This is a genomic window from Methylorubrum thiocyanatum (genome assembly GCA_014138645.1).
Classification (GTDB): domain Bacteria; phylum Pseudomonadota; class Alphaproteobacteria; order Rhizobiales; family Beijerinckiaceae; genus Methylobacterium; species Methylobacterium thiocyanatum.
Genome location: JACJIB010000007.1, coordinates 258,496 through 267,650 on the forward strand (window position 1 = coordinate 258,496; position 9,155 = coordinate 267,650).

At 71.2% G+C, this 9,155-nt stretch carries 18 protein-coding genes; 2 read left to right on the top strand and 16 right to left on the bottom strand.

Features of this window, described 5'->3' with window-relative positions; all coding sequences use genetic code 11:
• Positions 1 to 35: 35 nt before the first annotated feature.
• From HNR51_RS19970 to HNR51_RS20040, 15 genes are all read right to left on the bottom strand, one after another.
• Positions 36 to 383 carry a hypothetical protein gene (locus HNR51_RS19970; protein WP_182556143.1) on the bottom strand — a complete coding sequence of 116 codons (348 nt, stop codon included), beginning with the start codon at positions 381 to 383 and terminating at the stop codon, positions 36 to 38.
• Positions 383 to 682: a hypothetical protein gene (locus tag HNR51_RS19975; RefSeq protein WP_108939564.1), complete on the bottom strand. Its 300-nt coding sequence runs from the start codon at positions 680 to 682 to the stop codon at positions 383 to 385. Before HNR51_RS19975 ends, HNR51_RS19970 begins: the two co-directional genes overlap by 1 nt.
• Positions 683 to 694: 12 nt before the next feature.
• Positions 695 to 1,114 (bottom strand): hypothetical protein, encoded by a 420-nt coding sequence (locus HNR51_RS19980; protein WP_162940494.1) that lies wholly within the window; start codon positions 1,112 to 1,114, stop codon positions 695 to 697.
• A 220-nt stretch (positions 1,115 to 1,334) separates the two neighbouring features.
• Complete coding sequence (locus HNR51_RS19985) at positions 1,335 to 1,574, bottom strand: hypothetical protein (RefSeq protein WP_108939567.1); 240 nt, start codon at positions 1,572 to 1,574, stop codon at positions 1,335 to 1,337.
• Between the two features lie 116 nt (positions 1,575 to 1,690).
• Complete coding sequence (locus HNR51_RS19990; protein WP_108939568.1) at positions 1,691 to 2,104, bottom strand: hypothetical protein; 414 nt, start codon at positions 2,102 to 2,104, stop codon at positions 1,691 to 1,693.
• A 142-nt stretch (positions 2,105 to 2,246) separates the two neighbouring features.
• Positions 2,247 to 2,453 carry a hypothetical protein gene (locus HNR51_RS19995; RefSeq protein ID WP_108939569.1) on the bottom strand — a complete coding sequence of 69 codons (207 nt, stop codon included), beginning with the start codon at positions 2,451 to 2,453 and terminating at the stop codon, positions 2,247 to 2,249.
• The gene (locus tag HNR51_RS20000; RefSeq protein ID WP_108939570.1) at positions 2,446 to 2,850 is read right to left on the bottom strand and encodes a hypothetical protein; all 405 of its coding nucleotides are present in this window, start codon (positions 2,848 to 2,850) and stop codon (positions 2,446 to 2,448) included. The genes HNR51_RS19995 and HNR51_RS20000 overlap by 8 nt, the downstream gene beginning before the upstream one ends.
• A complete protein-coding gene (locus HNR51_RS20005) occupies positions 2,843 to 3,094 on the bottom strand; it encodes a hypothetical protein (protein WP_108939571.1) in 252 nt (83 codons plus the stop codon). Before HNR51_RS20005 ends, HNR51_RS20000 begins: the two co-directional genes overlap by 8 nt.
• Entirely contained in the window at positions 3,094 to 3,972 is an 879-nt protein-coding gene (locus HNR51_RS20010; protein WP_108939572.1) for a hypothetical protein, read from the bottom strand. The genes HNR51_RS20005 and HNR51_RS20010 overlap by 1 nt, the downstream gene beginning before the upstream one ends.
• Before the next feature lie 77 nt (positions 3,973 to 4,049).
• Positions 4,050 to 5,834 carry a ParB/RepB/Spo0J family partition protein gene (locus HNR51_RS20015; RefSeq protein WP_108939573.1) on the bottom strand — a complete coding sequence of 595 codons (1,785 nt, stop codon included), beginning with the start codon at positions 5,832 to 5,834 and terminating at the stop codon, positions 4,050 to 4,052.
• A 74-nt stretch (positions 5,835 to 5,908) separates the two neighbouring features.
• The gene (locus HNR51_RS20020) at positions 5,909 to 6,160 is read right to left on the bottom strand and encodes a hypothetical protein (protein ID WP_108939574.1); all 252 of its coding nucleotides are present in this window, start codon (positions 6,158 to 6,160) and stop codon (positions 5,909 to 5,911) included.
• Positions 6,157 to 6,480, bottom strand: coding sequence for a hypothetical protein (locus HNR51_RS20025; RefSeq protein ID WP_108939575.1), 324 nt, complete (start codon positions 6,478 to 6,480; stop codon positions 6,157 to 6,159). Before HNR51_RS20025 ends, HNR51_RS20020 begins: the two co-directional genes overlap by 4 nt.
• Entirely contained in the window at positions 6,477 to 6,917 is a 441-nt protein-coding gene (locus HNR51_RS20030; RefSeq protein WP_108939576.1) for a hypothetical protein, read from the bottom strand. Before HNR51_RS20030 ends, HNR51_RS20025 begins: the two co-directional genes overlap by 4 nt.
• Entirely contained in the window at positions 6,910 to 7,095 is a 186-nt protein-coding gene (locus HNR51_RS20035) for a hypothetical protein (RefSeq protein WP_108939577.1), read from the bottom strand. Before HNR51_RS20035 ends, HNR51_RS20030 begins: the two co-directional genes overlap by 8 nt.
• On the bottom strand, positions 7,088 to 7,297 hold the full coding sequence (locus HNR51_RS20040; protein ID WP_162940495.1) for a helix-turn-helix domain-containing protein: 210 nt from the start codon (positions 7,295 to 7,297) through the stop codon (positions 7,088 to 7,090). The genes HNR51_RS20035 and HNR51_RS20040 overlap by 8 nt, the downstream gene beginning before the upstream one ends.
• Positions 7,298 to 7,557: 260 nt before the next feature.
• Between HNR51_RS20040 and HNR51_RS20045 the strand changes: the two genes are divergently transcribed.
• Positions 7,558 to 7,989 (top strand): hypothetical protein, encoded by a 432-nt coding sequence (locus HNR51_RS20045; protein ID WP_162940496.1) that lies wholly within the window; start codon positions 7,558 to 7,560, stop codon positions 7,987 to 7,989.
• 76 nt (positions 7,990 to 8,065) lie between these two features.
• A complete protein-coding gene (locus HNR51_RS20050; protein ID WP_108939579.1) occupies positions 8,066 to 8,611 on the top strand; it encodes a hypothetical protein in 546 nt (181 codons plus the stop codon).
• Positions 8,612 to 8,761: 150 nt separating this feature from the next.
• Here the strand turns inward: HNR51_RS20050 and HNR51_RS20055 are convergent, their stop codons facing one another.
• Complete coding sequence (locus HNR51_RS20055) at positions 8,762 to 9,034, bottom strand: hypothetical protein (RefSeq protein ID WP_162940497.1); 273 nt, start codon at positions 9,032 to 9,034, stop codon at positions 8,762 to 8,764.
• Between the last annotated feature and the right edge of the window lie 121 nt (positions 9,035 to 9,155).

Consider the following 9,155-nt stretch of genomic DNA (forward strand, 5'->3'; position numbering starts at 1 on the left):
CCCGGCGGCGAACCGGGGGCCGTTCTCGTCGGGGGCTATGGGCGCGGTTCGGGCGGTTCGGGCGGTTCCTGCAGTTCTTCAAGCTCGCGCTCGATCTCAATCGCCGCCTCCGACATCTCGTCGGCCCGTTCCTCCAGGCGGGCAATCTCCTCGTCGAGGACGCCCGCGCGTTCCCGGAGGATCAGCGGCAGCGCCTCCAGGGCCCAGGGCAGGACTTCCATCACACCGGTCCGCCACCGGGACACCGACCTCGGGTCGATGCTCTCCCGGGGCCCGTTCGGGTGATGGGCCCCAAGCGCCCTGGCGAGCGGCTTGGCCCAGTCCTCCGTCCCCGTCAGGGCCCGGCCCGCGAGGACCACCATGTCGCGCGGCGTCATCGACATTAGAGCTTCTCCCTCCAAAGGACCGTGCCGCGCTCGGCGTCGAGCCAGATGAAAAGCTCCCACGGCTCGAACGGCGCGAATCGGCCCCAGGCCAGGACGGCGCCAGAGACGAGCGTGGCGCCGTGGGCGTCGTCGGGGCACTCCTCGCGGTACCACGCGGGCCGGCGGCGGCCCGTGGACAGGTCGAAGAACGCGACGCGGGCACGGGCGTCCTCGACGGTGACGGCGTCGCGAAGGGCGTGCTGGACGGCCTCGACGGCGGGGATGCGGTAGCGCTGCGGGATGTTGGCGACGATCATGGTGGGGGCTCCTTAGAAAGCGCCGGGGACAGCAAGACCGAGAGCGACATCCTCGTCGTACAGGTCGCCGAGCTCGTCCATGAGGGCCAGCCTGTCGAGGTCGATGTCCTTGAGGCTCTCCATCTCCCTGGCGAGCCGCTCCTCCGTGGCGGGCTGCATGTACGTCAGCTTGACGCGATGCGTGCCGACGGCACCGACGTCCTCGGCGTGGCGCGTCCAGGCGTCGTATGCATCGTCCGACGTCGCGGCGCGGATGACGAGTTCCAGGCCCGTTCCCGCGATCGGCTTCCAGGCGCGGTCGATGACCTCGACGGGCTCGGCGTGGAACAGGATGGCCTTCTGGCCGGCCAGGGACAGGGCGAAGGCGGCGTAGACCTCCTCGCGCTCGCGGCGGGCCAAGGCCCGCTTCAGGACGTGGATCTTAGTAATCATCGAGGATGCTTCTGTTGGTGGCGGGCGGCTCTGCCGGCCCGAGGGGGGAAGGAATCCGGCCCCTGGCGGGACGCCCCCATGAGGCGGCCCGCGAGAGGCCGGGGCGGGTGCCCCGGCGGAGGTTCGGTCAGACGGCGTTCGGGTCGAAGGCGAGGATCGCGTCGCAGCCCGCATCGTCCATCTGCGGGTCGTACATCGACCACAGCTTCCAAGCGGCGTTCTAGACGGAGAGGGCGTGAACGCGCATCGCCTCGGCCCACGCCTTCGTCGTCTCGCAGGCGGCGTCGGCGGCGGCATGGGCCTCGGCCACCAGGGCGTCGAGCTCGGCGCGGCGCGCCTTGACCTGAGAGGTGAGGTCCTGCGCGCGGACGATGGCCGCGTCGCGCCGGTCGAAGGCGATGTTCAGGGCCTTGGACGTGTCGACGGGGGCGGCGGCGGTGGTGGTGACGAGGGCGTTCATGAGGATGCTCCTGTGGCTAGCGGGCGGCTCTGCCGGCCCTGGGGGTGGACTGTCCGGCCCCCGGCGGGGCGCCCCGGTGAGGCGACCCGCGAGAGGCCGGTGCCCCGGCGGCGGCGTCAGATCTCGGCCAGCGCGGCCATGTCGAGGCGGTACTCCTCGACGCGCTGCAGGAAGGCGATCCGCTGGGCCTCGTCCTGGATGCGCTCCTGCTCGACGCGCTGGCGCTCCGCCTCGGCCTCAATGAAGGCGTAGGCGCCACCGGCGGCCGCGGCCTCCTCGCGGGTCACGATGGCCACGGTTCGGCGGCGGGCGAGGCGCTCCTCGACGGCGAGCTCGGGATGGGCTTCGAGGCGGGCGATGAGCTCCTCGCGGCTCGTCCTGTATTTGCCACCGTAGCGGGCGGCGCGGCCGGTCAGCGTCGAGCCGGACCAAGCCTCGGTGCCGTTGAGAAGGTCGCGCTGGTAGGAGCCACGGGCGCACCCGAAGGCGGCGAAGACGGCGGCGGGGCTGATCTCGGTGTAAGCGCTCATTAGGATGCTCCTGCTGCTCATGGGAGACTGTACCTGCCCATGACCGACATATACGTGCGGCCATGGATTGATTCAAGCATTCGTTAGTAAAAATCTCGCTTTCTCTAGGTGTAAAGCGAGATAAATACTATGTAACGGATTATCAGCGGTGAGTTCCCCGGGATCGAGCCCGGGATAAGGCGTCCTCGAAGGCGGTCGGCGTCCGGGGCGGGGCGCGCCGTTTCGCCGGCCGGGTCGCGTCGATGACGCGGAAGGCGATCTCGGGCATGGCGCCGCCGTCATAGCGGGCGGCTATCCAGACGGCGCCGAGCTCGTCCGAGATCGTCGGCTGGTCGGTCGCGTCAGCCATAGGCGACCTCCCCGGAACCGGCGCAGGCTGTGCACGTCACGTCGTCGTGCCAGCCGCAGCCCTCCTGGCAGGGGTCCTCCTGGCTGCAGCCGCAGGGCACGCAGACGCGGCCGATTACGGAAGGGATGCGGATACGCGGCTTTCCGCCCACGTCGTCGACCCACTGCCGGCCTATGCCGTCGACGCTGAGGGCAACGAACTCCAGGGCCTTAAGCGCTAAACGCTGGGCCTCGGCGCCAGCCCGCTCGGCCGGTCCCGGGAGATACTCGGCGATGGCACCCGCGACGGCGAGTTCCAGGGCCACCGCCCCGATGCGTGCCTGCTGCTCGGGCGAAAGGGTCGCCCAGGTCGCCGCGCCGTCGAAAAGGGTGTCGGCGATGTTGGTGTCCTTAGCCACGGTTGGCCTCCCGGAGATCGGCCGTGCGCGACGGCGGGGATTCAAGGACGCCGGCCATAGCGGCGCCGATGGCCAGGCCCATGAACGCGACGGCGAACGCGGACCCGGCGAGGAGGACCGTCCAGAGGGCGGCGAGCAGCGCCATCCAGTGCCCGCCGAGGATGGCCCCGACGGCGACGAGCGCGGCCGCCGAGGTGGAGACCCGCCCGGGGCCTCCGGCTATGGTGGCGAGGAGCGCGCGCATCAGGCGGCCGCCTTCGCCGGGCGGACCGGCAGGTCGAGCGGCGTATACTCGACGCCGATGGTGCTGATGTAGAAGTCGAAGCGGATCTCCACCGACAGGTCCTGGCGGTCGAAGCCGGTGCGGTCGACGCCGACGACACCCCGGAGCTCGCGGACGAGGTCGAGCCTGCAGCCGAGGTCCGTGATCTGGTCGGCTGACGGCACACGCCGCAGCCGGGTGGTCAGCACGAGCCTGCGCGGCAGGAGCCGCGCCTCGCACCACTCGACCGCCTCGCCCAGCCCGCGGACCCACGTCGATATGAGGTAGTCGGCATGGCTTGCGGCGGCAGGCGGGTTCCGGTCGATGTCCTCGAACGCCATCCGGCCGCGGTCGCGCTTGAGCCGCGCCAGGGCATCCTTCGCGGCCGCGTCGATGCCCGCCTGCTCCTCGCGGTCCCAGCCGTCGTCGAGGATCTCGCCGATTAACCGCCCGGCCCAACGGGCGGCCTTCTCCGTCTCGGTGGGCTCCAGCCGGCCGGGTTCGAGGCGAACCGGATGACCGCGGTAAAGCCCCTCGACGGAAGCGGACCAGGCCTCCTTGTTCTCGGTCGTCAGCTCCTCGACGGTCCGGATGACGAATGCGCCCGGCACGAGCGACCGCGCCCAGGCCATGTAGTCCTTGTCGCTGACGCCGTCCCAGCAGCCGGTGCGGCGCGCGAACTCCACGCGATCATGGGCGGTCGAGCCCGGCAGAGGCTTCGGCACGATCTCGAAGCCACGTCCTGCGAGGCATTCGATGACCTCGACAGCGCGCTCAACGGGTGCCTTGTCCGAATGCAGTTCAGCATCCCGGTCGAGGGCAATCGTGACGGCCGGGATTATCTGGGGGTGCTGGCGCACGTTGGCGCTCCTGGGGAAACCGGGGTGGAGGGGGAGGAATCGGGTGCGCCACTGCCGCCTGGCGCGCGACGAAGCCGTCAGGCCGCGGCGGCGAGAGACTGCTCCGCGGGCCGCGCCGATCCCGGGCCGTCGTAGCCGGGGTGCCGGAGCTCGACCGGGAGCCAGCCCATCGGCAGGACCGAGGCGACCGCGTAGGCCACCAGGTCGCCCTTCTTCATGCCGGCGGCGCGGCGCCCCTCGGCCTCGCCGAGGACCTCGCCCACGATGGCGACCGCCACCGCCTTGGGCGCGCTCTTGAAGAACGCCTCGCCGTCGAACCGCTCGCGAAGCTCGGCCTGCAGGACGGACGGGTCAGGCAGTCCCATCAGCGCCTGGACGGACGGACGCTCCGACGGCGGCCGTGGCTTGGAGCCGTGCTCGCGGTAGAGCGTCTGGACGCCCCGGGCGGCGACGCCGGCCGCGACGACCAGGAGCTCGTCGACCGACATGGCTGACAGGCGGGCGACCAGGGACGCGAAGGCCTCCTTGTCCCGCAGCGCGGCCTGCGCACCGCCGACACCTTCGAGGCGGAGCTTCATGGGCGCCGCGTAGGCGTCCGCCGTCAGGGCCCCGGCCAGAAGCGCGACGAGGCCGGCGGTCGGTGACGAGCCCAGCGTGGCCTGGACGGCCGCGGTCGCGGTATCGCACAGCCTCTCGACCAGGGCGTTGGGAAGGCCGCTGCCCTCGGGCTCGGCCGCGGCAGCCGGCTCGGGCTTCGCCGGGGCGTCCTTGGGGCGGACGACGTACTGCTGGACGGCGATCTTGCCGTCGCGGCCCAGCATGACGACCAGGCCGGACCGGGCGCGATCCTCCGCACCGAGGGGGATGCGGGCAGCGGCCTCGATGGCGTCGATCTCGGCGTGCGCGGCCGCGATGGCCTCGTCGGTCGCGTTGTCGTCGTCGGCACCGAGATAGGCCTGGAGCTCGTCGTACCGGGCCTGCTCCTCAGCCGAGAACGCGCGTTGGCCGTCCTTCAGGCGCGGCCAGCTCCAGCTCCATTCGTACGCGATGTCCGCTTCCTTCGCGACCCAGCCCCAGCCCTCCTTGGCGCGGCGCTCGCACTCGGCGTCCAGACGCTCGTCGACGAGGCGCTTTAGCAGCGCGCGGTCGCTGACGACGTCGCTGCCGCCGAACAGGTCCTCGACGACCGTCCCGCCCGCGGCCTTGTAGGCTTTGGCGCCGACGTAGGAGAGCAGGTGCCCGACGGAACCGTCGACGCCGAGCTTCTCCCGGATCGACCAAGTGCGGCCGTCCTTGAGGACAGCTGCCAGCACGCGATCCTGGTCGGCATGGGACGGGGCCAGCGTGAACGTGCGAACATCCTCGATCCGGACCTTGCCCGAACGCCAAGCGTCGAGCACCGCGGGACTGACGCCACCCAGGGCCAGCAGCTTCCGCACCTGCGCGACCGGCTGCCCGAACCGGGCCGCGACGTCCTTCTCCTTCATGCCGGCGCGCCGGAGCTCGGCGTAGGCCTCGACCTGGTCGGCCTCGTGCATCGGCGACTGGTTGACGTTGGCGGCGAGCCCGGCCTCCCGGGCGGTGTCGACGTCGCGCGCGGTGACCGGCACCTCGCTGTTCGACGCGAGATGCCCGGCCGCGACGAGGCCTTCGAGGGCGGCGTGTCGCCGGTTGCCGTCTACGACGTAGTGGTACCCGTCGCCGCCCGGGACGACGACGAGGGGCTGGATCAGACCCAGGGCGTCGATGGACGCCGCGAGCGCGTCGAGGCCGGCGTCGCGCCCGGTCTTGCGCACGTTGACGACGCCGGCCGGGGCGTCGGGATGATGGCCGGGACGGATGGAGGACAGGGCGATCTGCATGGCGGTCACCTGCGATTGAGGGGGCGAGAATGGAAGGGCTGCGCCACCGTCGCCTGGCGCGTCGACGGAGGCTCTCAGAACGGGATCTCGTCGGGGTCGTCGGAGGTGAACCGGGCCCTGACGTCAGGCTCGGGCGTCTCGGCCGGCGGGCGACCGAGGAACCGCGCGAGCTCGGCATGCCACCGCTCCTCGCCGAGCCAGCGCTGCAGGTCAGCGGCCTCGACGTAGGCGAAGTGGGGGCCGTCAACGGGGCTTCCGCCGCTGTCGTAAGTCCCGCGCTCGTATCCGAGGCGGTAGGCCTCGCGGATGGCGTTGATGTCGCTCACGCATCCCTCCCGAGAGTGGCGGCGACGAGGGCGACCGCCGCAGCCACGCCGGCCTCGCCGGAGGCCTGGACGGCGAGGAACTTGAAGGTCGAGCGCGGCGCGGCATCGTCGTGGATGGCGCCAGTCTTGGGATCGCGGCGCAGGCCGAGGTAGGCCAACACGGCGGGATGGATCGCCTGCCGTCCGAGGAGGCCATTGCTGACGGCCGTCTGGGCCGCTCCACGCGTGAGGGGGAGCTGCCGGGCGATGGCCTGCTGCGAGCCGGCTGCCTCGACGGCCTTGGCGAGCCGCTGTCGTGCTTGGCGTTCCGTCAGCGTCATGCCGGCCTCCCCGGGGTGAGGCGCGGAAGCCGCGCGCCGCGGATCGGCATCTGCGGCCGGGTCGAGGCGGCGGAGGCGGGCGCCGGTTCGGCCTCCGCCGCGGCCTTGGCCTCGGCCCGGGCGCGGGCGGCGGCGAAGGCGTCGTAGGGCGACGTGACCCGCGGCGGGGGCGCCGGGGCGGGATCGGCGGCCTTGGGCGGCTCCGCGACCGGCGGACCGCTGCGGTACTCGGCGAGCATGCCGCTGAGCCGGGTGATCTCCTCCTTGGCCACCTTCTCCAATCGGAGCTTCGTTATCGTGACGTGGTCCCGCAGGCCCTCGCCCTGCGCGATCTCCAGGCCGTCCGCGACGTAGTGGCATTCGAAAATCAGGTCGGCGAGGCGCTTGCGCGTCTGCACGGGATCGAGGTCCCGGAGCCCGTTCGTCCACTTATCCATGGGACGCCTCCCCGCGGGCGACGGCGCGGCTGACGCGGCGCATTGCCTCGAATCGCTCGACGTCGCGGGCGACCTGGCGGCTCGGCGCGCCGGAGACCTTGTTGACCTTGGCCAGCGCCTTCGCGGCGGCCTTGCGAGCGGCGCGGTAGGACGCGGCCGGGTGGGAGGGCTTAGCCATGGGCCGCCTCCTTGAACCGGTACGTCGCGTCGGCCTTCTCGACGCCGAGCGCCTCCAGGATCGCCGGACCCGGCCCGCGGCGCCCCGCCAGGGCATCCAGGACGTAGGCCGTGCTGACGCCATGGCGGCGCGACCACGCCAGCGCGCTCCCCTCCATATCCACGCGCTGCCGTAGCAGCGCCCGCACTTCCTCCGCCGTCACCGACGCCCCCCCCTGAAGCTATTGACGCTTTATAGCGTTCCAGCTTCAATTGGAATCGTCAAGTCCAATTCGGCATTGGGGACAATTTGCACGCACGATGCCCTTCTGCGTGCAAATCGTTCCCAAGGCAGATGCTTCGAGCTTCGAAGGATTACACGATTAATGCTTGTCGGCGATCGAAGGACGGAATGCGCGATCCTTCAAGGATCGGGGCCGCAGTCCTTGCTCTCCCCGCCTGGGAGCAGGCCTTCGAGGCCGTCATGTTTAAGGATAGCCTGTCGCTGGGTGCGCGCTTTTGTCCTGTGGAGAAGGCCGACGGCGACGACCGGGCTCGCTACGAGCTCGCCCCCGGGACCGTCGTCGCGGTCGCAGGGGCGCGGTCCAGCAGCCCCCAGCGGGCCTACGCCGTCGGCGAGGACAGCACCGTCGAGGAGATCAGCGCCGCGGCGGCCGAGGACCGAATCGATCCCGCGGGGGCGGCCCGGCGTGCGTGGCGACGGCGCTGCGCCCGCGTCGGGCTGACGGAGACGCTCTACCGGTTCCCCGTCCCTGCCGGCCACGGCTACGAGGCGGAGTCGGTCAACGACTGGGCCGGGGAGGAGTACGTGGCTGCCTGCGTGCGGGCGACCGCCCGATGCGTATGGCTGCGTGCCGTCACGTACGAGGAGGCCGTCGCCCTCGGGCTAGCGTGACGTACCGAGGGCGGCGCGTGTCGTATGCGTCGCCACGCGGCACTATCGAGGCGTCAGTCCACGGAGGGAGAATTCAATGCAGCTTCTAGCAGCCATCGTCCGGGCGCTCGCCGCCGCCGGGCGCTTCACCTGGGTCACGGTCTGGGAGGGCGGCAAGTTCGTCTCGCGCCTCGTCCGCACGGCTCTGACGCCGCCCGATCCCGTCGGCGAGGCCGAGGCCGAGCTCGCGCACGAGCTGACGGCGCCCGTCGAGCAGGAGCCGTCCCCGGCGGAGCAGTGGGGCCGCGCCGCGATGCTCCATATGGCGGGCGAGCCCCAGGCCTCGGCCGGGGTCCTCGACGACGCTGCGCGGGCATACCTCGACACCCTGACCGTCGATCAACAAGTGGCGTTGTCGCAGAACGACCCCGCCACCATCGGCCGGCATCTCCTCGGCGAGCGGCTGCTGCCCTCCCTGCCGCGGCCCCCGACGCCTGCGGAGTTCCGCGCCATCGAGGCGGCCCGCGCCGCAGCCGCGGCCGCCGAGGCGCAGCAGGAGATGGACGCGGACGATTTCAAGAACCGCCATTTCAAGCAGGTCCTCGACGACCTGATTGTCGAGGACCTGCCCAAGGCCGCCTGATCGCGCCATCGCCGGCAACACGAAGCCTGCCCCGGGCGACCAGGGCGGGCTTTTTCGCGCCCCAAGAAATTCTGTAGATAACTGTCTGACTTGCTTGTTTTCAGTTGACTCTTTCCCGCCGCACACATCCTGACCCGTGCTGCGCCCGAGTTAGCCCCGCGTGCGCTTGGCGGCGATTGCCTTCCGCAAGATCGCGTCCCGGAGCCGGTCGTCACCGGCACGGACCTCGGCGGCGACGGCGGCCGCGACGCGCCGGGCCCGGACGACCGCAGCCTGCCGACGGATGTAGGCGGCCTCGTTGTAGGCGGCGTTGAGCTCCAGCCGCTGCGCGATAAGGACGCTGCCCAGGCCCAGGGCGCCGGTCGTCAGGACGCTGTCGAAGCTCTCGGCCACCTGGCTGGCATTGGTATGGTAAGACGGCATCGGGGTGACCTCCTCGGGCAGCGGCACGCTCAGGAGATCGGGATCCCGAGTCCCCTGTCCAGCCTCCTCGTGGGGATGTGGTTACCGAAGTCCCTGGCCCCTGTGATAGCCGCTTTTGCCG